The organism is Paraflavitalea devenefica, assembly GCF_011759375.1.
In the GTDB taxonomy this organism is placed as follows: domain Bacteria; phylum Bacteroidota; class Bacteroidia; order Chitinophagales; family Chitinophagaceae; genus Paraflavitalea; species Paraflavitalea devenefica.
This window is the reverse complement of the sequence record NZ_JAARML010000001.1, coordinates 588,629-613,594: the sequence shown is the minus strand read 5'-3', so window position 1 is coordinate 613,594 and position 24,966 is coordinate 588,629. Positions and strand designations below refer to the sequence as shown.

The 24,966-nt window shown below is 45.6% G+C and carries 21 protein-coding genes; 17 read left to right on the top strand and 4 right to left on the bottom strand.

Features of this window, described 5'->3' with window-relative positions:
* Positions 1–307: 307 nt before the first annotated feature.
* Together HB364_RS02360 and HB364_RS02355 are read left to right on the top strand one after the other, a co-directional pair.
* A complete protein-coding gene (locus HB364_RS02360) occupies positions 308–1,000 on the top strand; it encodes a hypothetical protein (RefSeq protein WP_167286292.1) in 693 nt (230 codons plus the stop codon).
* A 540-nt stretch (positions 1,001–1,540) separates the two neighbouring features.
* Positions 1,541–1,732, top strand: coding sequence for a hypothetical protein (locus tag HB364_RS02355; RefSeq protein ID WP_167286291.1), 192 nt, complete (start codon positions 1,541–1,543; stop codon positions 1,730–1,732).
* A gap of 84 nt (positions 1,733–1,816) precedes the next feature.
* Here HB364_RS02355 and HB364_RS02350 read toward each other — a convergent pair whose 3' ends face one another.
* Together HB364_RS02350 and HB364_RS02345 are read right to left on the bottom strand one after the other, a co-directional pair.
* The gene (locus HB364_RS02350; RefSeq protein WP_167286290.1) at positions 1,817–2,851 is read right to left on the bottom strand and encodes a glycosyltransferase family protein; all 1,035 of its coding nucleotides are present in this window, start codon (positions 2,849–2,851) and stop codon (positions 1,817–1,819) included.
* Between the two features lie 54 nt (positions 2,852–2,905).
* Positions 2,906–3,739 (bottom strand): UDP-2,3-diacylglucosamine diphosphatase, encoded by an 834-nt coding sequence (locus tag HB364_RS02345; protein WP_167286289.1) that lies wholly within the window; start codon positions 3,737–3,739, stop codon positions 2,906–2,908.
* A 202-nt stretch (positions 3,740–3,941) separates the two neighbouring features.
* On the opposite strand from HB364_RS02345, the gene HB364_RS02340 reads away from it, so the two are divergent.
* The 10 genes from HB364_RS02340 (at position 3,942) to HB364_RS02295 (ending at position 16,834) form a co-directional block, all read left to right on the top strand.
* Complete coding sequence (locus tag HB364_RS02340) at positions 3,942–4,511, top strand: helix-turn-helix domain-containing protein (protein WP_167286288.1); 570 nt, start codon at positions 3,942–3,944, stop codon at positions 4,509–4,511.
* Between the two features lie 165 nt (positions 4,512–4,676).
* On the top strand, positions 4,677–7,877 hold the full coding sequence (locus tag HB364_RS02335; protein WP_167286287.1) for a SusC/RagA family TonB-linked outer membrane protein: 3,201 nt from the start codon (positions 4,677–4,679) through the stop codon (positions 7,875–7,877).
* A gap of 22 nt (positions 7,878–7,899) precedes the next feature.
* The gene (locus HB364_RS02330) at positions 7,900–9,474 is read left to right on the top strand and encodes a SusD/RagB family nutrient-binding outer membrane lipoprotein (protein ID WP_167286286.1); all 1,575 of its coding nucleotides are present in this window, start codon (positions 7,900–7,902) and stop codon (positions 9,472–9,474) included.
* A 237-nt stretch (positions 9,475–9,711) separates the two neighbouring features.
* Positions 9,712–10,791, top strand: a complete 1,080-nt coding sequence (locus HB364_RS02325; RefSeq protein WP_208419838.1) for an alkaline phosphatase family protein — start codon at positions 9,712–9,714, stop codon at positions 10,789–10,791.
* Positions 10,792–10,796: 5 nt separating this feature from the next.
* A complete protein-coding gene (locus tag HB364_RS02320) occupies positions 10,797–11,366 on the top strand; it encodes an HD domain-containing protein (RefSeq protein WP_167286285.1) in 570 nt (189 codons plus the stop codon).
* A gap of 18 nt (positions 11,367–11,384) precedes the next feature.
* The gene (locus tag HB364_RS02315) at positions 11,385–12,065 is read left to right on the top strand and encodes an HAD-IA family hydrolase (RefSeq protein ID WP_167286284.1); all 681 of its coding nucleotides are present in this window, start codon (positions 11,385–11,387) and stop codon (positions 12,063–12,065) included.
* Positions 12,066–12,069: 4 nt separating this feature from the next.
* Positions 12,070–13,353, top strand: coding sequence for a DUF5690 family protein (locus tag HB364_RS02310; protein WP_208419837.1), 1,284 nt, complete (start codon positions 12,070–12,072; stop codon positions 13,351–13,353).
* Positions 13,353–14,477, top strand: a complete 1,125-nt coding sequence (locus HB364_RS02305; protein WP_167286283.1) for a TIGR03364 family FAD-dependent oxidoreductase — start codon at positions 13,353–13,355, stop codon at positions 14,475–14,477. Before HB364_RS02310 ends, HB364_RS02305 begins: the two co-directional genes overlap by 1 nt.
* 113 nt (positions 14,478–14,590) lie before the next feature.
* Positions 14,591–15,259 (top strand): phosphatase PAP2 family protein, encoded by a 669-nt coding sequence (locus HB364_RS02300; RefSeq protein WP_167286282.1) that lies wholly within the window; start codon positions 14,591–14,593, stop codon positions 15,257–15,259.
* Between the two features lie 15 nt (positions 15,260–15,274).
* Positions 15,275–16,834 (top strand): ArnT family glycosyltransferase, encoded by a 1,560-nt coding sequence (locus HB364_RS02295; protein ID WP_167286281.1) that lies wholly within the window; start codon positions 15,275–15,277, stop codon positions 16,832–16,834.
* 18 nt (positions 16,835–16,852) lie between these two features.
* Here HB364_RS02295 and HB364_RS02290 read toward each other — a convergent pair whose 3' ends face one another.
* Together HB364_RS02290 and HB364_RS02285 are read right to left on the bottom strand one after the other, a co-directional pair.
* Positions 16,853–17,908 carry a sensor histidine kinase gene (locus HB364_RS02290; protein WP_167286280.1) on the bottom strand — a complete coding sequence of 352 codons (1,056 nt, stop codon included), beginning with the start codon at positions 17,906–17,908 and terminating at the stop codon, positions 16,853–16,855.
* 49 nt (positions 17,909–17,957) lie between these two features.
* A complete protein-coding gene (locus tag HB364_RS02285) occupies positions 17,958–18,644 on the bottom strand; it encodes a response regulator (protein ID WP_167286279.1) in 687 nt (228 codons plus the stop codon).
* 167 nt (positions 18,645–18,811) lie between these two features.
* Here HB364_RS02285 and HB364_RS02280 point away from each other — a divergent pair, with 167 nt between their 5' ends.
* From HB364_RS02280 to atpB, 5 genes are all read left to right on the top strand, one after another.
* Complete coding sequence (locus HB364_RS02280) at positions 18,812–21,025, top strand: hypothetical protein (RefSeq protein ID WP_167286278.1); 2,214 nt, start codon at positions 18,812–18,814, stop codon at positions 21,023–21,025.
* Positions 21,026–21,160: 135 nt separating this feature from the next.
* Positions 21,161–22,984 (top strand): ABC transporter ATP-binding protein, encoded by a 1,824-nt coding sequence (locus HB364_RS02275; protein WP_167286277.1) that lies wholly within the window; start codon positions 21,161–21,163, stop codon positions 22,982–22,984.
* A 58-nt stretch (positions 22,985–23,042) separates the two neighbouring features.
* The gene (locus HB364_RS02270; RefSeq protein WP_167286276.1) at positions 23,043–23,246 is read left to right on the top strand and encodes a hypothetical protein; all 204 of its coding nucleotides are present in this window, start codon (positions 23,043–23,045) and stop codon (positions 23,244–23,246) included.
* A gap of 138 nt (positions 23,247–23,384) precedes the next feature.
* Positions 23,385–23,744 carry a hypothetical protein gene (locus tag HB364_RS02265; RefSeq protein ID WP_208419836.1) on the top strand — a complete coding sequence of 120 codons (360 nt, stop codon included), beginning with the start codon at positions 23,385–23,387 and terminating at the stop codon, positions 23,742–23,744.
* A gap of 100 nt (positions 23,745–23,844) precedes the next feature.
* Complete coding sequence (atpB, locus tag HB364_RS02260) at positions 23,845–24,936, top strand: F0F1 ATP synthase subunit A (protein ID WP_167286274.1); 1,092 nt, start codon at positions 23,845–23,847, stop codon at positions 24,934–24,936.
* The last annotated feature ends 30 nt before the right edge of the window (positions 24,937–24,966 follow it).

Sequence of the window (24,966 nt, the reverse complement as noted above, 5' to 3'; positions counted from 1 at the left end):
AGGCGCATTTTCATAAATATGAAGTCTGGCAAGACATACCGGCAATCAATAACCAATTGTAAATCAAGCGAACAGTCAATCATTACAACCACAAAAGACAGTCCACCCCTTGGTAACCCTTAGTCCTTGCTGGTACCTTTCCTCCCAATCCTAAACATCCGACAAATCCCCGAGCCTGTCCCGCCAGAGCGGGATTCAGACAAATTAGACTCGTCATTAGTATCAGATATTACCATTATATGCATTTCAACCATGCCTGTACGGTTTACAGGATCAGCCGCTCTAACTTTACCACAAATCCGATAACATGGCCAAACAGTGTGGACCCTTATTTTTTGAATGCACCTGGGATGACCTCACCTTCTACAAAATGGAAGGTAAATACTACGTGCGCAAAAAAAGCCGCCTTACCAGGGAAAAGGTGTTGACATATGCTGCTTTTCAGAAAACAAGGCTCTATGCCGATAGACTGGTAACCGCCTCTAAGATCGCCTCTTCCATCTACAGCGACCTACCCATCCACTGGCGCCAGTTCTGGATGTTCCGCGACTTCACGGGTGAGGCTATGACCATGCTCAACAATGGTTCTACTCCCCAGGATGCCTACGACTACCTGTGGGAAACTTATGTACAATACTGGGTACTCTACCAGAAAGAAACAGGCATTCCTCTCCAAACAGGCCGTAAGAAACAACCCTTCAGGCGCAAAAAAGACTATAAAACCCGCATCAAACACCGCACAGGCAACACCAAATGCAGACGCTATCGCCGCCTCATTGGCCGTAAACACTGGAAAAGCAGTTATGATAATACCGCCGAACTGCTGGAAAAGGAACGCAAACGTATAGCCCGTGAGAAAAAACTCCAATGGTTGGAAGAACAAAAGCGCAAGGAACGGAAACAGGAAGACCTGGCCGCCGAAACCTTAGCGAAGGAGGCAGAACGCTGGCGAAAAAGGCAAGCTGTTAAATTAAAGCCGCCAGAGAAATGCGTGGCCTGAAAAATCCGGCAGTACCCAAATACCCCAGCGCCTTGGTAGAATGTAACACCCATGCTTATCTTGTTTCGTAATTATACGTGTTCGTATATGTGGTATTGTGAAGTTTTTGGAGCAATGGGCCTGTTATCCGGTCTTCTTTTACTCAAGAAATATGTTTACTAACATTCATATTTATCATGAAATGAAATAGTTCTCCCTTTTGTGTGTGATAAGCAGGTCGCGGCTTACCTTTGTTGTTCCAATCTGATCACTACAACTATTTATAAGTGAGAGGAATACTCTCATGTGACTGACGCCGTTCGATTTCTATCGTGACGGCTTTTTTTATTTTTTTAATATACCCTTAAAAAGGCCGGGCATTGTTTTAGTAGCAGCCAATTTTTGATGTGATTCTTCCTCAATTTGGGGATTTGCCACCTTTTATCATGCATGCATAAACGCTAACGAATTGTGTTTAAAAGATATAAAAAATATTTCTGGTACGGTGCTTGATTAAGGTTATCCAACACTTAATTGTCTAATTTTTTTAAAGATTAATCTATGAAAACGCTACTCACAGCAGTACTGGCATTGGTTGTAACCGTGTCTATGAGCGCCATTGGTGCAGATCACAAAGTAACACCTGTTTCAGAAGATGGATGTTCTGCCAATTTCCAGGACACTACCAAGAAAGACAAAAAGAAGAAGGACACTACTAAGAAAGACACTTCTCTTGTTGCGTACCACCGCTAAAATCAGTGTTATGAGATCAGAACAGAAAAGTCGTACACGTAATTATGTACGACTTTTTTTATGGACAGGAGAAATGGAATCTGTTTAATTGAACACCAGCTCAGGATAAGGAATATCCAGCTTATATTTCAGGTCCGAGCAACGATACATAAGGATGTTGATGATGGCCTCTGTGGAGTATTGATAATTAACTGTAGGGGTAACAGGATCGTTTACCCAGTTGTTAAAGGTATCGGTGAAGTCATCATCGAGGTTGTCGAGCGTTTTGATGCCTATTTTTTTCAGGGCTGCTGCATTGCATTGCTGCTCATATTGACCCTTGATAGGGATGGCAATCATTTTTTTCTTCAGGTATAAAGCCTCTGCCGGTGTTTCAAAGCCGGCGCCGCAGACGATGCCATGACAGGTGATCAGGCTGCGGTTGAAAATATCTTTATCTACCGGCGTGAGGGTAATGTTCCCTACTGTTTTCCGGGCAGTGGTTTGCCGGGAGAATACTTCAAAGCGGTGATCTTTAAAGGGCGCCAGCAAGGCCAATAATTCATTGTCGCAATAAGAAGGCAGGTAAACCGTGATGTGCCCATCATTGGTTGGCTCCGCTTGCAGTATTTCTGACTTGATAACAGGGGAGAAGATGAAATCATCGTAGGATTCAAAATGTAATCCTATGTACTGTGAAGCTCTTGCATAGTTTGTAAGGATCCACTCTCCTATTTTATTGGGTTTTTCAGGGCGCGGTGTTTTAGCCGACATGAAGCTGGCCTGGTGGCCAAAGTTGACCGAAGGCACTTTTTTGCGGGCGCAGGCAATGGAAGTGATGCATTCAAAATCGTTTAGGACCAGGTCGTACTTTTCTACCGGCAGGTCCCTGGCTTCTTTCATGATCCGGAGGGGGGATATCCTGCTGGTGAGCTTCCAGTAATCGAGGGAGCCTTTGCAGGTATAGAAAAGGCTTAAGCCATTGCTTCTGTATTTAATAGGTGCATTGAGGGTAAGGGTACTGTTGGCCCCGCTGAGAAAGATATCTACGTTGCCGAATTTCTGCAGAAAGGGCAATAGTTCCATCGCCCGGCTGATATGCCCATTGCCTGTTGCCTGTATAGCGTAAAGTATTTTCATGTGTCTTGTCAGATGCTCTGCCCTGTTTTTTTGAGTATAGTGAAATAAAAGTTTTTATATAGCTAATGAGTTAATGTAGAAGCTGATCTCGTCCGTTACCACATTTACTTTCCTGCTCATGTCTGTAGCCGGGACGTGCTGGAAGTCCTTTTCGTCGTATTCAAATATTTTCCACTCGTTGTGGCTGTATTCAAGCGCGGTAAGGTGTTCTACCCAATCGCCGGAATTGAGGTAGGTAACTTTTCCCTGTTCATTTTCTATGATCCTTTTTTGCGGCTGGTGGATATGGCCACAGATCACGTAATCATATTTCTTTTCAATGGCCAGTTCGGCAGCGATCATTTCAAAGTTGTCGATCTTGGCCATTTTGTTTACCTCTGCCATTACTTTTTTGGAGATGGATAGTTTTTCGCGTCCCAGGGATTTGAGGATAAAGTTTACAAAGCGATTGAAGAGGATCAGCATGCCATAGCCGTTACTGCCGAGTTTGGCAATGAATTTGGCGGCGCCATGGGTGGTGTTGTCGAAGACATCACCATGGAAGATCCAGGTCATTTTGTTGTCTATTTCCAGCACCAGTTTATCGGTAAGAGTAAAATTGCTAAGCTGGAAGTCGGCATACTTGCGCAGGAGCTCATCATGGTTACCGGTGATATAAAAAACACGGGTGCCCTTGGTCATGAGGTTGAGTATTTCCTTGATAACGGCCATGTGGGTGGAGGGGAAATAACGCTTGGAGAACTGCCAGCCATCAATGATGTCACCATTGAGGATAAGGATGTTGGGTGCTATACTTTTAAGGTACGCTACCAGTTCCCGGGCACGACAACCATAAGTTCCCAGGTGTACATCGGATATAACCACCACGTCTACCGGACGTTTTTCCATGGAGTTTGGGTTTTGCAAATTTACAATGCGAGCATTACCAGTATCTTAAGTAGCCGTTAAGTAATTGTGTCGTAAATGTGAACAGAATATTAACAAACGAGCCGCTTTTAACGACTGTTTAATGGGAAACTGATGTATTCAGGAGCAACTGGTTTTATATTTTATCTAATATTGTGTTCTACTTAAATGTATCCCCTTAGCCATGCAGGAAGACCTGATATTATTAATCGGAGAAAAGATCAAAGCAAAGCGTACCCAAAAGAATATTACCCTGGAAGAGCTGGCCAACAGGGCCGGTGTTACGAAAGGACTTATTTCCCAGATAGAAAATAACCGTACGGTTCCCTCCCTCCCTGTTTTATTTAATCTTATTCACTCATTGGGAGAAGACCTCAAAAGCTTTTTTGAGGATATGCATGAGCATTTTACAAACGGGCATGTATTAATAATACGTAAAGGAGAAGAGAAGCCTTTTGAAAAGGAACCTGTTAAGGGATTTTCCTATAAGCGTGTCCTTACCAAAAGTATTGCAGCGCAGGCTGTTGATATTGCCATACTGGAATTGAAGAAGGGAGCTGCCCGCAAGCAGATGATACAAACAGATGCCTTTGAATGCAAACATGTATTGAAAGGCAGTATTGAGTATTATATTGAAAAAGAAAAGTTTGAGCTCCATGCCGGCGATACTTTATTTTTTGATGGACGGGCCAAGCACCGGCTGCGCAATATTGGTAATACAGAAGCAGCCATCCTGGTGATCTATTTGTTTTAGAGCCGTTACCTATTAAGTATACACGTGTTTATAAATACTGAACAGTCATTTAGTATTTATAAACAATTAATGCTTTGTTAAAGTCTCCATAACTATTCCTTTACACTGACCTTCTAATTTCGGGTCACAATTTTTACTTCACTTTCTCTTTCAAAAACTGTTATTATGAGTAAATGCTACCTTATCACAAGGGTGGTAACGGCATGCCTGTTATTGGCCTTACCATTGCTTTCTCTTGCGCAAAAACCGGTTTCCGGAAAAGTTATTTCAGTCAAAGATCAAACTCCCGTGCAGGGAGTATCGGTATTTGTTAAAGGATCTACTACCGGTACTTCCACTACTGCCGACGGTTCTTTTTTAATTAATGCCAAAACCGGTGATGTACTGGTATTTAGCGGAGTAGGCTTATTACCCAAAGAAGTAGCCGTGAGTGAAGGCAATAATATGCAGGTAGCGCTTGACCAGGATGCAAGGGCATTGAATGAAGTGGTAGTGACTGCATTGGGCATTAAAAAAGACAAGAAGAAGCTGGGGTATGCTGTGCAGGAGGTAAAAGGAGATGACCTGGTAAAAGCGCGTGAGCCCAATCCCCTTAACTCGCTGGTGGGTAAGGTGGCAGGCCTGACAGTAGGCGCTTCTGCAGAAATGCTGGCTGGCCCGCAACTGGTATTACGGGGACGCGGCATTGGTTTGTTTGTAGTAGATGGTGTACCCATTAATTCTGATACCTGGAATATCAGTCCGGATGATATCGAATCTTATACCATATTAAAAGGCGCTACGGCTTCTGCCCTGTATGGTTCCCGTGGCCTGAATGGCGCCATTATGATCACTACCAAAAGAGGCACCAGGGATAAACGCGGCTTTTCCATCGAATTTAATTCCAGCACGATGATGGAGAAAGGCTTTAATGCCATCCCCAAGGTGCAGGATGAGTATGGCCCCGGCGATCACGGAAAATATGCTTTTAAAGATGGTAAAGGCGGTGGCACCAATGATGGTGACTATGATGTGTGGGGACCCAAGTTTGAAGGTCAGCTTATTCCACAGTATGACAGTCCCGTTGATCCGGTGACCGGCGTGCGCCAGGGAACGCCCTGGGTAGCGCGCGGTAAGGATAACCTGAAGCGTTTTATGCAAACAGGATTGCTATCTACCAATAATATTTCGATCTCTTCCCGTGGTGATAAGTATGACCTGCGTTTTTCACTTTCTCATAGCTACCAGAAGGCGAATGTGCCCAATATGAAAATAAATATCACCAATTTCAATATTTCTGCCGGTTATGATTTCTCCGATAAGGTGCGTATGGAGGGATACCTGAATTATAACCGTCAATATACACCCAATTTCCCCGATGTGAATTATGGTCCCAATAGCATGATTTATAATATCACTATTTGGGCGGGCGCCGACTGGGATGTAGACCAGATGCGCAATTACTGGCAGCCGAATAAAGAAGGCGTGCAAAGTATTTATGCGGAGTACCAGCGTTACCATAATCCCTGGTTCATGGTAAAGGAATGGTTGCGGGGGCATTATAAAACAGATATGAATGGTTATGCCAAGTTCATTTATGAGCCGGTGCGCAATATTGAATTGATAGCCCGTACACAGGTTACTACGTACGACCTGTTCAGGAACGAGAAGATGCCTTTTTCAGCCCACCCTTACGGACGTGAGGAAGGCCGTGGTGATTACCGGGAGGACAGAAGATCACTCTTTGAAAATAATACGGATTTCCTGGCTACCTATACCAACCGTCTCCGTGGCAATATTGATGTTAAGGGATCATTAGGTGGTAATATTCGCAGCTTTAAGTACAATAGCAGTTTTACGACTACTGACTATTTGAATGTTCCGGGCTGGTACAATTTTAACAACAGCCGCAACCCGATCAAGGCTTCTAGTTTTGCATCGGACATGTTGGTGTTAAGTGGATATGGCTACCTGGATGTATCGCTTGATAAATATGCTAATATCTCTTTAACGGGCCGGGTAGATAAGTCTTCCACTTTGCCGGTGGATGATAATGTATCTTTTTATCCTTCAGCGGCAGTAAGTACTGTGCTTAGTGATTATGTTCAGTTGCCGGAGGTTATTTCCTTCCTGAAGATCCGTGGGTCTTATGCGAATGTAAAAGGAGGTTTAACCCAGGCTACTATTGGCGCCACTCCACAGGCCAGTTATCCGCTGGGTTATGGTACTGAGTATTATTCTACTTACGATGGTCCTTCCTATGAGAACTGGGCTGCTTATAATGCAATGCGTGTATATGAAAATCAGCCTGGCGCTTATTTTACCAGCCTGTTAAGCAACACGGATATTAAACCGTTTTCCAGCACTGTTTATGAGACCGGCGCCGATATTCGTTTCCTGAATAACAAAATAGGTATAGACGTAACTTATTTCAGAACGAAAGATGGCCCCCGGATCTTTACATTGCCTTTGTCACAAACTTCAGGTTATACCGGTATTTTGCAGAATGGTATTACCACCAGGAAAACCGGATGGGAAGTGTCGCTGAATGCAACGCCTGTTAGCGCGAAAGGTTTTACCTGGAACACCATGATTAACTGGTCTACCTTTAAAGAGGTGTACACTAAATTCTACGGTGACCAGAAAGAATTGGACATATATACTAAAATTGGTGACCGTGTAGACAAGTTTGTGGGTTCTGCCTTTGTGAAAACACCCGATGGTAAGATCATTAATGATGCCGGTGGCCGTCCTATCCGGAACCCGGTATCGCAGGTGCAGGGATATACCAATCCTGATTGGGTGTGGAGCTTTATCAATAATGTCAGCTATAAAAACTTCAGACTTGGTTTCCAGTTTGACGGACGTGTAGGCGGCAAGATGATCAATTATATCCAGCAGCAGACCTACCGTGGCGGCCGTCATATTAATACAGTATTGGGTAAAATGGGAGAAGCCCGTTACCAGGATTATAAAGGGGTGAAATCATGGGTAGGAGAAGGTGTAGTGATCAGTAACAATACAGCTATTGAGTTTGATAACCTGGGTAATGTTACCAATTATGGTAAGCTGCAATATGCGCCCAATACGACTCCTACTTTTCTGCAGGATTATATCAGCTTTTACTACAATACCAATGAAGCAAACCTGATTGATAAGACTTTTGCCAAACTGCGTGAGGTAACACTTACTTATACCGTTCCCCAGGCCGTGTTGGGTAAGAGTTTTATGAAACAGGCCAGCATTTCTCTCGTAGGACGCAACCTCCTGTACTTCTCAAAGTATAAAGATGTAGATATTGATCAGTATGCAGGCAGCCAGGGAAGCTCCAGCCTGCAAACGCCTACTGCCAAGCGGTATGGCATAAATATCAATATTACCTTTTAACCAACTACAGAAATAAATAATTATGAAACGCAGTAATATAATAATAGTAATATGCCTGGTGGCGTTGGCGGCAGGGAGCTGTCAAAAGAAATACGATGAATATGCTTCTAATCCCAATAAGCCGTCTTCAGTTCCTCCGGGATTGGTGTTGACAGGAATTTTGTCGGATATGAATGCTGACAGGCCCTGGAGCCTGGTTACCCGCTGGTGCCAGTTTGATTGCTGTAATTATAATTATTATGGCGATCAGCGTTATGACTGGACGGGCGCCGGGCTTAATTATTCTACCCTTACCAATGTGATCAAGATGGAAGAAGAGGCAAAGAAAATAAGTGAGTTTGAACAGAAAGGCTATAATGCATTGGGCAAGTTTTTCCGTGCCTGGTTTTTTTACAGGATGACTAACCTGGTAGGAGACCTGCCTTTACAGGACGCGCTGAAAGGGGCCGGTACACCAGCTCCTGCCTATAATACGCAAAAGGATATTTTTATCCAGGTACTCAAATGGCTGGAGGAGGCCAATACCGAAATGGCTGCACTGGTTGCACAGAACGATGGAAAGATTGAAGGGGATATTTATTTCGGCTCTAAAAAGGCCTGGCAACGTGTTATCAATGTATTCAGGCTGCGTGTATTGATCGCTTTAAGTAAAAAGGAAGCGGACGCCGACCTGAAAGTGAAGCAAACATTTGCTGCTATTTTGGGTGATGCTGCCAAGTATCCGATTTTTACAAGTGCAGGGGATGATCTGAAGTATGTTTATAACAACATCAATAAGTATCCAAGCAACCCTGATAACCTGGGATTTGATGCTACGCGGTATAATATGTCAGCTACTTACCTGAATACGCTGGTACAGTTAGAAGACCCAAGGGCATTTGTAACGGCCGAACCTGCTACCAGGCAATTAACTGCCAATAAGAAAACGCCGGCAGATATCACTGCTTATGTAGGCGCGCCATCAGGCGAGGACCTGGCAGCCATGTCGTCCAAGATGTCAAGTGTTGATACCGCTGATTATTCTCTTCGTAGCCGTAGCCGGTATTATGCCAATTATTCCGCAGAGCCGGGTATATTACTGGGGTATACAGAAATGTGTTTTAATATCGCCGAAGCCATTAACAGAGGCTGGGTTGGCGGCAGTGCAGAAGAATGGTATAAAAAGGGGATTAAAACATCACTTGCTTTCTATGCCATACCGGTAGATGCGCCCGGCGTTTTCAATAAAGTATATCCATTCGGTAGTCTCAATGCCGTTACCTATCCGATCAGCTTTGATTTTGAAAATACTTATTATCAGCAAGCTACTGTGAAATATACTGGTAACGATGCTACCGGCCTGCAGCAGATATTGTTGCAGAAGTACCTTGCCTTTTTTCAGAACTCTGGCTGGGAAGCTTACTATAACTGGAGAAGAACCGGTGTACCGGCATTCAACACTGGTACGGGTACGGGCAACAGTAGCCGTATTCCCAAACGGTTCCAGTATCCCACTTCCGAGCGTACTACCAATGCCGATAATTGGGGAAAAGCTGTGAAAAACCAGTTCGGTGGCACCACGGATGATATTAACGGAGATATGTGGCTGATTAAATAATAATTCCTTAATCCTGGGATACTACATCCATTAAAGTTCTTTGTTAGCTTCGGGCCCGGTTTTGATTCTGTACTATCAGACGATAGATCACCAAACCCCCGGGTGAGAACAAAGCCACTTATACCTGTTAGAAAAAGTATTCTACAAATCATAAGCAATCGTAGCAGTTTCTTAATGTTGACGGCGGAGCTTTTCTAAGTTTCGCCCTTTTTTTATTCACTCCACTCATTTAAAATCATGAAAGCAATAGTTGTATCGTTTATAACGACAATGGTTGTTGTAACAGCAATGGCACAACACCATAAGACGGAGAACCTTATTATTGTTACCCTGGATGGCATGCGCTGGCAGGAGGTTTTTAAGGGTGTTGATCCTGTACTGATGAATGATAGCACATTTAACCGCGACAAGGAGGGGGTCAAGGAAAGATTTTGGGCGGAAGATATGGCGGCCAGAAGAAAGAAGTTATTCCCTTTTCTGTGGACTACCATAGCGCAACAAGGCCAATTGTACGGCAATCGCCAGTTTGATAATAAAGTAGACAATGCCAATCCCCATTGGTTCTCTTATCCGGGCTACAATGAGATTTTTACCGGCTATCCCGATACTGCCGTTAACTCCAATGATAAGATCCTGAACAAGCATGAAAATGTATTGGAGTTCATTAACAGGCAAAAAGGGTATACGGGTAAAGTTGCTGCCTTTTCTACCTGGGATGTGTTTCCTTATATTCTTAACGAGCCACGCAGCGGTGTGTATGTAAATGCTGATGTAGATACGCTCTCCTTCAAAGCCCCGGGGCTTCAGTTGCTGAACGATATGCAGTTTTTGACCACCCGGCCTATCGGGGTACGCCCGGATATTATTACTTATATGGCTGCAAGGGAATACCTGAAGGTTTACAAGCCAAAAGTACTGTATATTGCTTTTGACGAAACAGATGACTTTGCCCATGCCGGCATGTACGATCAATATGTAGGCAGCGCCCATGCAGAAGACGCCATGATCCGGGATATCTGGAATACCGTACAATCCATGCCCGGGTATAAAGACAAGACCAGTTTGCTTATTACGGTAGACCATGGCCGCGGTGACAAAGAGAAGGCAAACTGGAAACACCATGGCCGTAAGATTGAGGATGCCCATGAGATCTGGCTGGCAGTAATAGGTCCTGATACAAAACCTGAAGGGGAAGTAAAAACGCCTGTGCAGTTGTATCAAAAACAAATTGCTGCCACGATTGCCCGGTTGCTGGGAATGCATTTTACAGCCAATCACCCCGTAGCTGATCCAATTACTACTGTGTACTCAAATTAATTTGTATGAATAATGAACAGGCCCAGGCCATCGCTACAGCCATTATCAGTTTGTACGAACACCATGGCGGCGCTGAATATGCCGGGGAAAAGGTGACCCAACTGGAACATATGGTGCAGTCGGCCCAACTGGCCGAACAGCAGGGACATGAGGAAGAGGTGATCCTGGCTGCTTTTCTTCATGATATCGGGCATATCTGTGTGTCGGCCCAGGGGGATAATGAAATGGGAGGATATGGTATTAAAGACCATGAGGAAGTGGGCGGCGCCTTCCTGCAGGAGAAGGGTTTTTCGAAACGCCTCATCCGGCTGGTGGAAGCCCATGTAGAAGCCAAGCGTTATCTTACCTGGAAATCACCCGCTTATTATGAGCAGTTGTCGGATGCCAGCAAAAAAACACTGGAGTACCAGGGCGGCCGTATGCGCGATGAGGAAGCGCTGGCTTTTGAACAATACCCGTTGTTTGACCTCATTATTAAGATGCGTTTGTGGGATGAAGAGGCCAAGATAGAAGGATTGCCTGTTCCTGATCTGGCTAAGTACCATGGTATGATCGTGCGTCATTTAGTGCGTTAATAAATTAAAAAGCTTATAATGGCTATTCAACTGGTAGTATTCGATATTGCAGGCACTACGGTGCGCGACAAGGGAAGTGTGGCAGATGCCTTTATGGCCGCTGCGGCGCAATATGGGGTCAGCGTTCCGCGTGAAGAAGTGAATAAAGTGATGGGGTTCCGAAAGAAAGAAGCTATTCGTATATTGCTCGATAAGTTTTACCTTGAACAGGATGATACAGAAGGGCTCATTGAAAAGATCCATGATGCTTTTACGCATAATATGATCAGTTTTTATAAGCAGGATGCGGAGCTTGCTGCCTTGCCCCATGCAGAAGAAACATTTGCCTGGCTGAAACAGCGGGGTATAAAGATTGCGCTGAATACCGGGTTTACAAGGAATATTACAGATACTATTCTGCAACGCCTGCAATGGAAAAGTAATGGTATGATAGATATGGTGATCACGAGCGATGAAGTGCCGGAGGGAAGACCCAAGCCCTATATGATAGCAGCTATTATGAAACAGTTGGACATTGCCGATGCGGGGCAGGTAGCCAAGGTAGGCGATACAGAAGTGGACGTGGAAGAAGGCCGGAATGCAGGGTGCGGACTTGTAGTGGGTGTAACCACCGGCGCTTATACCCGTAGTGAGCTGGAGCAATATAAACCGGATACGATTATTGACAGTCTTGCAGAACTTCCACCATTAATACAATAAACATTTGTCTACTATTACAGCCAATCCAACTGCTCTTTCCAAAAAACAGGTTATTACAGCTATTTACGCTGCAACGGTAGCTTTTCTTACCTATGCTTCTGTGTATGCTTACCGCAAGCCTTTTACAGTAGCCATGTTTGAAGGGCTCAGCTTTTGGGGCGTAAAGTACCAGGTATTGCTTATTATAAGTCAGGGATTGGGCTATATGTGCAGTAAGTTCTATGGTATAAAGTTCATTGCAGAATTGAAAAGGGCAGGACGCTGGAAAACCAGTGCTATCCTGGTAGGGTCGGCCTGGTTCTGTCTGTTGATATTTGGATTGGTGCCTGCTCCCTGGGGTATGCTCTGTATGTTTGGCAATGGTTTTATGCTCGGTTTTATGTGGGGCATTGTATTCAGTTATGTGGAAGGGAGGAAGACTACCGACTTTATAGGCGCCACCATGGCGGTTAGTTTTATTTTTGCCGGTGGCTTTACACGTTCGGTAGCTTTATGGCTGAAAGATAGCTGGGGTGTGCCGGAACAATGGCTGGCTTTTGTAACGGGACTTGTGTTTGTAGTACCGCTGCTCATTTTTATGTACCTGCTGGAACGTATTCCTGCTCCCGACCCGGAGGATATTGCAGAAAGAACGGTACGCCTGCCCATGACCAAAGAGCAGCGTATTCAGTTCCTCCGCTTATTCGGATTTGGCACTATTACGCTCATTGTGATTTATCTCTTTCTTACGATTATGCGGGATGTGCGGGATAATTTTATGTCTAATATCTGGACGGAACTGGGATATGGTCAAAAACCTGCCATTTTCACCAAAACAGAGACGATCACCTCTATCGTTATACTGATTATGATCAGCCTCCTGGTAGGCATACGTAAAAATATACGCGCTTTCCGGCTGGCGCATGTGATGATACTGGCGGGTTTTGTCCTGGCCGGTATTTCATCGGCGTTGTTCCTGGCTGGTATGATGGGCGGGGCCTTGTGGATGCAACTGGCGGGGCTTGGCCTGTATATGGGGTATATCCCGTTCAATTGTATTTTCTTTGAGCGTCTGATCGCATCATTTAAGATCGTTGGCAATGTAGGATTTCTTATTTACCTGGTAGATGCCTACGGTTATGCGGGTAGTATGCTGGTGATGCTTTCGAAAGAAATATTTCAAATAAAATTAACCTGGTCTCAGTTCTATCCTGCCGGTGTAGTGATATTTTCGGTTATCGGAATTGTGGGAACTGTTTTCTCCCTCGTGTATTTTAACCGGAAGTATGAATCTTTAAAACCTGCTTAATGAATCAGCCTTCAGCTATTGTTATCGGAGCCGGTATTGTGGGGTTGGCTACTGCCCGCGCCCTTGCCGTGAAAGGATATGCGGTGAAAGTGTTTGAGCGTACACACAAGGCTGTTGGCGCTTCTGTCCGCAATTTTGGAATGGTATGGCCAATAGGTCAGCCCGGTAAATTATATGACCGTGCCCTGCGCAGCCGGGAAATATGGAAAGAAATAGGCGATGAGGGCGCTTTCTGGTATGATGCACCCGGCAGCCTGCACCTGGCTTATCATCCTGATGAATGGCAGGTGCTACAGGAATTGTATGAACAGTTCCGTACAGAAAGGCCGGTGGAGTTATTAACGGCGCAGGAAGTGGACGAAAGATCAGGCGCTGCCGTGCAGGAACGTTTATTAGGCGGCTTGTACAGCGCGGATGAACTGATCGTTGACCCGCGTGAGGCTGTCGGAGCTATTCCCGCTTACCTGCAGGAAAAGTATGGCGTACAGTTTTTCTGGGGCAAGTGTGTAAGCTATATTTCAGACAATACGGCCTATATAGGCAATGAGGAAGAATATGAAGGCGATGTGATCTTTATTTGCAGCGGCGCTGATTTTGAAACCCTCTATCCTGAGGCGTATGCTACTTATCCACTTACGAAATGTAAGCTGCAGATGATGCGCTTTGCCGCCCAGCCAAACGACTGGCGTATGGGTCCGGCCCTGTGTGGCGGGTTGTCTTTGATCCATTATAAAAGCTTTGCTGCTTCGGCCTCTCTACCTGCTTTAAAGAAGCGTTATGAAGAAGAGATGGCCGATTATCTCGATTGGGGTATTCATGTGATGGTATCACAAAACGGCCGTGGTGAATTGACGGTGGGCGACTCCCACGAATATGGTCCTACACATGATCCTTTTGATAAGGAGTTTATTAATACGATGATCGTAAACTATCTTCAAACATTTGCGCAGTTTAAGGAGGCAAGGATCGTTGAAACCTGGAATGGCATTTATCCCAAACTGACCGATGGTGAAACTGATCTGTTCTTCTCTCCTGAACCGGCTGTATATATTCTGAATGGCCTCAGCGGCGCTGGTATGACGCTTTCTTTCGGACTGGCAGAAGAGGCCACTGCATTTCTATGAATTGGGGCACAACTGACTACGCTTTGTTTTATTCTCAGGTTCATAGTTCAATAATATTGACATAATACAGGGGTTACATCTGTTGAATAGGTTTGTCAAACCTTTAAAACAACATGAACCCAACCATTCGCACCCTGTATGGGAGCCGGCTATTTATCGCCGTCTTCACCATTTACCTGCTCATTGCATTCATTTATTGCAGCCTGTATTCCAAAGCAACCTGCTTTATTAACCTGAATGCTGTACACACTACTTCACTGAACGTTTTCTTTACCTGGTACACGATGCTGGGTGATGGATGTGTGGCCATTGTACTGTTTGTTGCGATGTTGTGCTGCCGGCGGTTTTTACAGGGCGTTCACGTGATAGTCGCTTTCCTCCTTTCCGGCATGGCGGCCCAGATCATTAAACGGCTCACGCATATGCCGCGTCCCAAGGCTTTCCTGCAACCGGAACAGTATAACAGGTTTGTTGAAGGCGTTACGCATGGCGGATGGACCAGTTTTCCTTCGGGGCATACCGCTACGGCTTTTGCAGTAGCTACAATACTGGCGCTTTATGCCCGCAATAAATGGATCTCGCTGCTGTACCTGTTACTGGCTATTAGTGTGGGTTATTCCCGCATTTATCTTGGGCAGCATTTCCTGGAAGATGTGCTGGCGGGCTCCATCGTCGGCGTGTTTTTTGCCGGGTGGACCTTTGTGCTGATACCGGAACTGAAACTCTTTGGACGTAAAGTTGACAGAGAAAGACCAACGCCTTCACTCGCTGCTATACAATAGTTAATTTTACTGTACTTGAATTACCGCAAACAAGTCATAACGCTCATTATTGTTTCTTCGCTGGTACGCATGATCGTAGCGGCTGCTACCGAATTGTCGAATGATGAGGTATATTACTGGACATACGCCCAGTACCTGCAATGGAATTATTTTGATCATCCACCCATGATCGGGTTGCTTATCCGTTTGTTTACGGGCAACCTGTTGTTTGAGCAGGAGTTCTTTATACGGTTGGGATCTATTGCCTGCGCCGCCATTAATACCTGGCAGATGTACCGGCTGGTACGGCAGTTAAAAGATGCTTATACAGGATGGATTGCGGCCTGCCTGTTTACAGCCTCTGTATATGCCGGCATCCTGGCAGGGGTGATGATCCTGCCAGATGCGCCTCAAATGGTATTTTGGTTATGGAGCCTGATCCTGCTGGTACAGATCTTTAAAAGTACCGGTAGCGAAAGAAACCGGAACAGGCGTTTATTGTTGCTGGGAGCAGCCGCCGGCCTTTGTATTATGAGTAAAGTGCATGGCGTGTTTATATGGGGTGGTGCGATGTTATACATCCTCTTGTTTGCCCGTACCCTGCTCAGGAATCCATTTCTTTACCTGGCCTTACTGATCACCGGAATAATGATAGCGCCCATCATCTGGTGGAACCTGAATAATGAGTTTATCACGTTGAATTATCATGGGGACCGGGTGGGCTTTTTTGGTAAGATACAATGGGATACTTTCTTCAGGCAGATCATAGGAGAAATCCTTTATAATAACCCGGTGAACATGGTCTTTATTGTGGCGGGATTAATAGCGATAAGAAGCACTAAGCTCCTCAATGAGTATGGCTGGCAGCGGATATTGTTAATGGTAAGCTTACCGTTGATGGTGGTGGTATGGCTGATGTCGTTGTTTAAGGATACATTACCGCATTGGACCGGGCCCGCCTATACTACGCTGATCCCCCTGGCTGCCGCTTATATTACGCGACGCCTGCCTGCAGGGTCAACTGCGGGTTATATTCCCCGGGCCATAAAAGCTGCCCTGGCATTACCTGCGCTCCTGCTGGTATTATTGATTGCAGGCATTCACTGGCTGCCTGTAAGTATGGGCAGTAAGGATGATCAACATCTTGGAGCGGGCGATCTGTTGCTGGACATGAGCGGCTGGAAACAGTTTGGCCAGGATTTTAATCGCCTGTATCAACAGGATATCGCCGCGGGTACTATGAAGCGTGATGCATTTATGATGGCTGATTACTGGTTTCCTGCGGCCCATCTTGATTATTATGTAGCGCGTCCTGCAGGGATCAATTTTATTGCTGCCGGTTCTTTCAGCAGTATCCATCATTATGCCTGGCTCAATATCTACCGTCCTGCCCCGGAGCCGGGGCAGGATGCTTATTATGTGGCTGTTTCCAATTATTTTGATCCGTTGCCTTCATCCATAATTGCCTCGTTCCGGCAGGCAGAGGGGCCGGTGGTGATCAACCAACGCAGGCAGGGAAAAGTAGTACGGCATTTTTTTATTTATCGCTTAAAGCATTACCAGGGAGGGATACCCCGTAATGGGGTATTGGAATAACGTGGCGCCGGGAATGGCTTAGGCATTTTCCCTTCTTGCTTCGAGGGTAAAACCGATGGTAGTACCTACATCGGGGGTGCTGCGTACGTGAATGCTTTGGCCATGTGCTTCAATGATGTGCTTACAAATGGCCAGGCCCAGGCCGGTACCTCCCTTATCGCGGCTGCGGGCCGTATCTGTGCGGTAAAAACGTTCAAAGATGCGGTTGAGGTGTTCTTCTTCAATGCCAATGCCGTCGTCGCCGATTTCAACCAATACATGCTGGTCATCGGTCTTATAAATACTGGCCACAATGGTGCCATTCGGCTTGCCGTATTTGGTAGCGTTTTCTACCAGGTTAATCAGCACCTGCTTGATCTTTTCTTTATCAGCAAATACCGTTATTGGCGCTTCGCATCCTTTTTTGATGATGGTCTTGACACTCTTCTCCTGGATCTTAATGGAAAGGGAGTCGTAGATCTCACGTATCAGGTCCTGGATGATGAAGTTCTGTTTGTACAATAGCTGCTCCCCGCTTTCCAGCCGGGATATCTCATCCAGGTCATTGACAAGGTTTACCAGCCTGTCTACATTCTTGGCTGTGTTTTCCAGGAATTTCCTGCGGATCTTTTCTTCTTCCATAGCACCTCCCAGCAGGGTATCTACATACCCCTGTATGGCGAAGATGGGTGTCTTGATCTCATGGGCCAGGTTTTGCAGGAATTCTTTGCGGTAGGCCTCATTTTTCTGCAGCATTTCTATTTCCCGGTTGCGCCGTTCGCCCCAGGCTTCCACATCTTCCCGTACTTCATCAATACTTTTTTGAGGAAGGATGTATTTAAAGTAGACCTCTTCTTTTTTAGTGGCCTTGGTTTGATAGATGAGCTTATAGATCAGCTTGATCTTCCGGTAAATGAACTTTTCCAGGGTGAAGATGATAAGTCCATAGCTGCCGGCGAATACAAGGGCCAGGGAACCGATGCCCACCCGCCAGTCGAGCGTGAACAGGGACATACCAATGGCTATTGGCACCGATATAATACCGGCCGTAAAGGCGGCCAACTGGCGGGGGGAAAGATTTTTGGTGGAGAACATGCCCCTTTTTACTTAACGAACGTTTTTATGCGGTACGAATTTAGTGCAATCACACGTCAAATTTGTAACCCACTCCTTTTACGGTGGTAATACAATCAATACCCAGTTTCTGGCGCACTTTACGGATATGCACATCAATGGTACGGTCGCCCACGATCACATCATTGCCCCAAACCTGGTTCAGGATCTCATTCCGCAGGAATACCCGGCCAGGCTTGGAAGCCAGCAGGTATAGCAACTCGAATTCCTTTTTGGCCAATACCACGGCTTTGCCATCCACTTTTGCCTCAAATTTTACAGGGTCAATTTCCAGGTTATCAATGCGGATCACTTTTTCGCCTTCCGGTTCTTTGGCGGCTGTGCGGCGAAAAAGGGCATTTACCCTGCTTACCAGTATTTTAGGGCTTACGGGCTTGCTGATATAGTCATCCGCCCCGGTTTCCAGGCCCCTGACATGGGAACCTTCATCGCTCAGGGCGGTGAGGAAGAGTATCAGGGTATCTTTAAAGTTGGGTTGGGAGCGCAGGATTTCACAAACTTCTACCCCGTTTTTCTTGGGCATCATGATGTCCAGTACAATCAGATCGGGGTTATTAGACCGGGCTTTTGTAAGCGCCTCGTCTCCGTCTTTAGCCGTCACCACATCATAGCCTTCTTTTTGCAGGTTGTATTGTATGATTTCCAGGATATCGGGCTCGTCGTCAGCGATCAGGATCTTCTTGCCTTTAGAATCCATGTTAACAATTAATTTACGCAAAGTTAATTTTCCACTGCATGTAACAAGGGGGGCACCAATTATGAAATTGTTAACAGATATCATACGGCAAGCATTGATTTTCCGTTCTATACAACCAATTGGTAGTATTTTTGCTCTTGAAATTGATGCAGATAGCTGTATACCGTATGAAACCACTTATACTTGCAGGCACTATTTTTTTATTGTTTACAGGCTCCGCCAGCCAGGCTCAAACGGGCGCCCACCCGTTTAAGATTGCGCTGCAGCGGGTGCTTTGGCACGAAAACATTGATAAACAGCAGGTAAAGCTGGTTAGCAACATCGCCAAAACGGTTACCGACGAAGCAGTTTCCCTCCAGATAGCCGACGCCATTGGCCGGCAGGTTGACGAACTCCAGGAGCAACTTGAAAGCGACTCCACGCTTAGCAATATGGGAAAGATCAAGTACCTCCGGAATGTGGAGTCTACACTACAACAATTTGGTGCCACGGGTGGTAAAAAGGATTATCCTGTGGCAGCGGCGCCTGCCCTGGTAAATGCCCTGGCTGCCTGTATTGAACTGGACCGGAAAGGGGAAAGTATCGTGCCGGTTATTGAAGCCAATGACTACGGAGTGGGTAAAACGCTGGTCAATGGCCTGGCCTTTTCGACAGATAATCCCGGGATGCCGGCCTCACGGTTGATCCTTATCCGGAAATATTGCGGCCTCCACCCGGATGAGGTCTTGCAGGAGCTCCGCAAAACACCCAATTTGCCCTTTGCCGATAGCCTGCTCAAAGTAGCTGCCCACCGAGATATACGTAAGTTTTATGATTATGCCCAGGCCAGGGGCGCACTTTCCAACCGCATCAACAATCACCCGGATACCCTGGTGCGTACGATTGGCAAGATGGCCGGCAGCCGTAACGGGCAGCTTTATTTCCCCTTCCTCGATAATCTTATCCGGGGTAAGATCACCCTGCAGGAGATAGACAGCGTAAAAGACAACGATCTTAAGTATTTCAGGCTGCTGGTGAAAACACGCATTGAATATGCCGGGCGCCTATTGCCCCCGGTACGTGATACCCCTACTGAGCTGAAAGCGCTGACAGCCATGATGGCAAGCAAAGCCCGCCAGTTATTTGTACGGGAAATTAACGCCCTGCACGATGTGAATGATCCCAATGTCCGGTTCAGGAGCCTGGAAGGGCTCACCCCCCAGGAACTGTATTACGTGGCTGTGTTGAGTGAAGATGAGATCTATACCTCCAGTTATGTAAGCGGCGTGTATCCGCGTATATTTCAGCGTATGCCCAATCCGCGTGGTGATAGCCTGCTGATGAGTGTGAATGGCGATTATTTCCGGAAGTTCATTAAGATGGCTGCCGGTTATAATACCCTGAACCATTTCCTGGGTACGATGGGCAAGGAAGAAGCAGAAACATTGATGAAAGCCTTTGTGATTGGCCTGGAAAGAAAGAAGAATGACCGCGATGATGACCTGGAAGATGCAGTGGATGTGGCCGATTCCTATAGCAGTATTATGGATAAGAATAAGGAACTGGCTGCTTTTATCCTTAATGAGGTGAAATGGAACCACGATAAGAATGTGCAGGATAATAATAAGCGGGGTATGGTGATCTATGATCTTTTGAGGATACTGTTTGAATCGGCTGATACTTCCCGGAAGATGGACCTGTCGGCCATGCTGGGTATTCCTTCCATTTATGGCCAGGATTACCACTCCCTTACTGATGACAGTGGCAGGGTGATACAACAGGTTTTTTTCTATGGCGACGAGGATAAGGACGGGCAGAACTCCTACATCAATTTCATGGGGATGTTCCGCAACAGGGCCGAATGGAAGGTGGATGACAAGAATCCTGACTGGACAACAATCAGCTCGGTCAAAGGGAAACCGCTGTACATATATGCCAACAAACCATTATATAATCCCAAAGAAGACCTGGATGAGAAGGCGCAGATAAAGCTGATCGAATACCTGGAAAAGAAGAACCTGAAACCAACCGTGGTGGTGCATAGGGGACATAGTTATCACTTGCCCTATACACTCAAAAAGCTATCGCCATATGCACGTATTGTGGTGCTGGGTTCCTGTGGTGGCTATAATAACCTGAATGAAGTGCTCACTATTTGCCGGGATGCGCATATTGTTTCCTCCAAACAGGTGGGCACCAAAACAGTGAATGAACCCATACTGGAGGCCATTAATGCCAACCTCGTTGCAGGCCGGAATATTGATTGGATCAATATGTGGAAAGAGCTGAGCGGCCGCTTTAAGAGCGGCGCCGCCAAAGAAAAATTCGACGATTATATTCCTCCGTATAAAAACCTGGGCGCTATTTTCATTAAGGCTTATCGCAAAGCGATGGGAGAGTAGGGTTCGAGTACACTTTCCGTTAAATTACTGTTACAATTGCAGCCTTATACAGGCGTTGATCAGCTATTTGCGCCGGAGAACCACAAACCCAAAACGCGAAACACGAAACTGTCGTTATCTTTGCCCGCTCCTGTTATGTCAGTAAAAGGTTTAGAGAAAAGAATATTCGATTTCAGCTTGCTTCGCCGGGTGTTCCGGTTTGCAGCGCCGTACAAAAAGAAGTTTTATATTTCTTTGGTATTGGCTATCCTGCTGGCTATCCTTTCTCCCATACGTCCCTGGCTCATACAAGTAACCATTAATGATTGGGTGCCCAAGGGCGCCAAAGCCACCACCTTACTGACAAAAATGGATGTGGTAAATGTGGTGATCTGGATCACCATCATCCAGGTGGGCTTGTTGCTGGTGGAAGTATTGTTCCGGTTTTATTTTTCTTTTCTTACTGCCTGGCTGGGACAAACCGTTGTGAAAGACCTGCGGGTAAAGGTGTACAGGAAGGTATTGGGATTAAACCTGTCACAGTTCGATACTACACCCATAGGCACGCTTACCACCCGCACGATTAATGATATTGAAGCCATCAATGATATTTTTGCAGAAGGACTGATCCCCATTATTGCCGACCTGCTGTCTATTATCGCCATCCTGGTGTTTATGTTCTGGGTAGACTGGCGGCTCACGTTTATCAGCCTGGCCCCTTTCCCCTTCCTGATTATTGCTACTTATTATTTCAAGGAAAGCGTAAACAAGTCGTTCATCCGCGTGCGCAATGCCGTGGCCAGTTTGAATGCCTTTGTACAGGAACATATTACCGGTATGGCTATTGTGCAGGCTTTTGCTGCAGAAGAAAAGGAGTTTAACAAGTTTAAGAAGATCAACCGCGAACACCGCAATGCCAATATCAAGGCCATTTTCGCTTACTCTGTATTTTTTCCGCTGGTGGAAATAGTGCTGGCAGTAGGCACCGGCCTGATGGTATGGTGGGCCGCTACCCATGCACTGGACCTGAAGGGAGTACAGGAAGAGGAGGCGCAAAGCCTGATTGGTAAGATGATCTCCTTTTACCTGTGCCTTAACTTACTGTTCCGTCCGCTGCGGGTAATCGCCGATAAGTTCAACGTATTGCAGATGGGCATGGTGGCCAGTGAGCGGGTATTTAAAGTGCTGGATAATGATGATTATATTCAAACCGAAGGCAGTTACGCGCCGGAGCAGGTGAAAGGAAAGATCGTATTTGATCATGTGTCTTTTGCCTATGTGGAAGACCGGTATGTGCTGAAAGATATTTCTTTTACAGCCATGCCCGGCGAAACGATTGCCATTGTAGGACATACAGGCAGCGGTAAAACTTCTATTATAAGTTTGCTCAACAGGCTCTATCATATCCAAAAAGGTACCCTCAGTATTGATGATGTAAAGATTGAAGCGTATAAGCTGGACGCGTTGCGCAAGAATATTGGGGTAGTGTTACAGGATGTATTCCTTTTCTCGGGTTCTGTGCTGGATAATATCACGCTGCGCAATCCTACTATCAGCCGTGAGCAGGTGATAGCCGCCGCGAAGATGATAGACATGCACGACTTTATTATGCAACTGCCCGGCGGCTATGATTATAATGTGATGGAGAGGGGCAGCAGCCTGTCGCTGGGACAGCGGCAATTATTGTCTTTTATCCGGGCCTTGTTATACAATCCTTCCATACTCATCCTGGATGAAGCCACTTCTTCCGTAGATACGGAAAGCGAAATGCTCATCCAAAACGCCATTGATAAACTGATTGCCGGCAGAACTTCCATCGTCATTGCCCACCGGCTTTCCACCATCCGCAAGGCCAGCAAGATCATTGTACTGGATAAAGGCGAGATCAAAGAGATCGGTAACCACGAAGAGCTGATGAAAAACCAGGGTTTCTATTACAAATTACACCAGATGCAGTTTGAGAAGCAGGGGGTTATGTAAAAGGGAGAATCTCTTATTTTTTGAGGGAAGATGATAAATAATTTAGTAATTTGGTGGTATGAAAACTTATCAATCCGATAAGAAGGAAGATAAAAATCTTGTAGAAGAACCTGCTGTTCAATATGGCTTCAATGAAGAGCAGGAAAAAGCCCGTTTAAAAGAGGCGTTGAAAAGAACCGATACAGAAAAGTTCCACTTTTTAATGACGCTCATGAAAATGGGCAATACAATGCGTAAAGCAGTAATCCATCATAAAAAATAATGTAAGTCTTATCAGATGGATATTTATTCAGACGGTTTCCTCAGTCTTTGGCATCACCTCAATAAAAATAATGTACGGTATATAATGGTCGGTGACTTCGCTACTAATCTACATGGTTTTCAACGTTATACGGGGGATGTGGATTTGTATTTGGAAGATACGCTGGAAAACAGAAAAAAGCTCAGGCAGGCTTTTATTGACCTGGAGTTGGGTGACTTTGAGCCGTTGGAACGGATGGCTTTCATTCCGGGCCGGGTAGATTTCCAGTTGAACAATGGCATAAAGCTCGACATAATGACCTCGCTTAAAGGAGTAGATCTGACGTTCGACGAATGTCTACAAATGGCTCCCATAGCCGAAATAGAAGGATTATTGGTCCCTTTTCTTCATATTAATCACCTGATAGACAATAAGAAGGCTGTCAATAGGCCTAAAGACCAGATTGATGTCATAGAATTGGAGAAAATTAAAGAAATCAGGGAAGGATCAGGTGAATAGACTGTCTAAACTTCCTTTTCCCCATTTATTCAAAATACTTCATTACGGCGCTCATTTTTGACACCCCCTCCTTATCTTTGCGCCAAATTTCAGGAACAGTATGGCTTTCAAACGTTTCAAATCCTTATCAGTAGCGGTTTTCAGCCTGTTTTTAGTGCTTTTATCCGGTTCGGCCATGGCCAACGAAGGGGAAGGTGCTGAAGGCAAGTTTGACCCAGGTAAGGAAATGTTGGATCACATTGCAGACGCACACGAATTTCACTTTTTTACTATAAAACACGAAGGTGGGCACGATTTCCATGCCACCCTGCCTTTACCCGTTCTCCTGTACTCTCCCCAAAGAGGTTTTGACTTTTTCATGTCTTCCAAGTTTCATCACGGTACGGAGGTACACAATGGATATAAACTGGTAGAACATGATATTGTTCCTGTAAAAGAAGACGGCTCCGTAGATGAGAGCGTAAAGGTGTACGATTTCTCACTTACCAAGAATGTGGTACAAATGTTCCTGGCGCTGCTGGTTCTGGTGTTGATCCTCACTCAGATGGCGAAGAAATATAAGTCCGGACAAGGCCTTACTTCCGCCCCCAGAGGACTGCAGAATGCCATCGAGCCGGTTATTCTGTTTATACGTGATGATGTGGCAAAGCCCAACCTGCATCACAAAACAGAAAAATTCCTGCCCTACCTGCTTACCCTGTTCTTTTTCATCCTGATCAATAACCTGTTTGGTTTGCTGCCCGGCAGCGCCAACGTAACCGGTAATATTGCTTTTACAGCAGTACTGGGCTTTATTTCCCTGGTTGTTATCCTGTTTAGCTCCAACGCCCATTTCTGGGGTCATATTTTCTGGTATCCGGGCGTACCTGTAGGCGTTAAGTTCCTGATGCTGCCGGTAGAATTAATGGGTGTGTTTACCAAGCCCTTTGCCCTGATCATACGTCTTTTTGCCAACATGACCGCTGGCCACATCATCATCCTGAGCTTTGTGAGCCTGATCTTTATTTTCACCGAAATGACGAAAACGGCTGGTATTGCTTTTACGCCCGTATCTATTGCCTTTGCAGTGTTCATTTATATGATTGAGATACTGGTTGCTTTTATCCAGGCTTTCATCTTTACCAACCTGACTGCCGTATTCATCAGCCAGGCTATTGGGGATCATCATTTTGAAGAAGATCCTCATCACTAAACAGTAAAAGAATTTCTTTTTAATTATAAA

Bases quoted from the DNA above. Each gene is read 5' to 3' on its own strand.
- HB364_RS02360 (WP_167286292.1), top strand. From the start codon at position 308: ATGGCCAAACAGTGTGGACCCTTATTTTTTGAATGCACCTGGGATGAC.
- HB364_RS02355 (WP_167286291.1), top strand. From the start codon at position 1,541: ATGAAAACGCTACTCACAGCAGTACTGGCATTGGTTGTAACCGTGTCT.
- HB364_RS02350 (WP_167286290.1), bottom strand. From the start codon at position 2,851: ATGAAAATACTTTACGCTATACAGGCAACAGGCAATGGGCATATCAGC.
- HB364_RS02345 (WP_167286289.1), bottom strand. From the start codon at position 3,739: ATGGAAAAACGTCCGGTAGACGTGGTGGTTATATCCGATGTACACCTG.
- HB364_RS02340 (WP_167286288.1), top strand. From the start codon at position 3,942: ATGCAGGAAGACCTGATATTATTAATCGGAGAAAAGATCAAAGCAAAG.
- HB364_RS02335 (WP_167286287.1), top strand. From the start codon at position 4,677: ATGAGTAAATGCTACCTTATCACAAGGGTGGTAACGGCATGCCTGTTA.
- HB364_RS02330 (WP_167286286.1), top strand. From the start codon at position 7,900: ATGAAACGCAGTAATATAATAATAGTAATATGCCTGGTGGCGTTGGCG.
- HB364_RS02325 (WP_208419838.1), top strand. From the start codon at position 9,712: ATGAAAGCAATAGTTGTATCGTTTATAACGACAATGGTTGTTGTAACA.
- HB364_RS02320 (WP_167286285.1), top strand. From the start codon at position 10,797: ATGAATAATGAACAGGCCCAGGCCATCGCTACAGCCATTATCAGTTTG.
- HB364_RS02315 (WP_167286284.1), top strand. From the start codon at position 11,385: ATGGCTATTCAACTGGTAGTATTCGATATTGCAGGCACTACGGTGCGC.
- HB364_RS02305 (WP_167286283.1), top strand. From the start codon at position 13,353: ATGAATCAGCCTTCAGCTATTGTTATCGGAGCCGGTATTGTGGGGTTG.
- HB364_RS02300 (WP_167286282.1), top strand. From the start codon at position 14,591: ATGAACCCAACCATTCGCACCCTGTATGGGAGCCGGCTATTTATCGCC.
- HB364_RS02290 (WP_167286280.1), bottom strand. From the start codon at position 17,908: ATGTTCTCCACCAAAAATCTTTCCCCCCGCCAGTTGGCCGCCTTTACG.
- HB364_RS02285 (WP_167286279.1), bottom strand. From the start codon at position 18,644: ATGGATTCTAAAGGCAAGAAGATCCTGATCGCTGACGACGAGCCCGAT.
- HB364_RS02280 (WP_167286278.1), top strand. From the start codon at position 18,812: ATGAAACCACTTATACTTGCAGGCACTATTTTTTTATTGTTTACAGGC.
- HB364_RS02275 (WP_167286277.1), top strand. From the start codon at position 21,161: ATGTCAGTAAAAGGTTTAGAGAAAAGAATATTCGATTTCAGCTTGCTT.
- HB364_RS02270 (WP_167286276.1), top strand. From the start codon at position 23,043: ATGAAAACTTATCAATCCGATAAGAAGGAAGATAAAAATCTTGTAGAA.
- atpB (WP_167286274.1), top strand. From the start codon at position 23,845: ATGGCTTTCAAACGTTTCAAATCCTTATCAGTAGCGGTTTTCAGCCTG.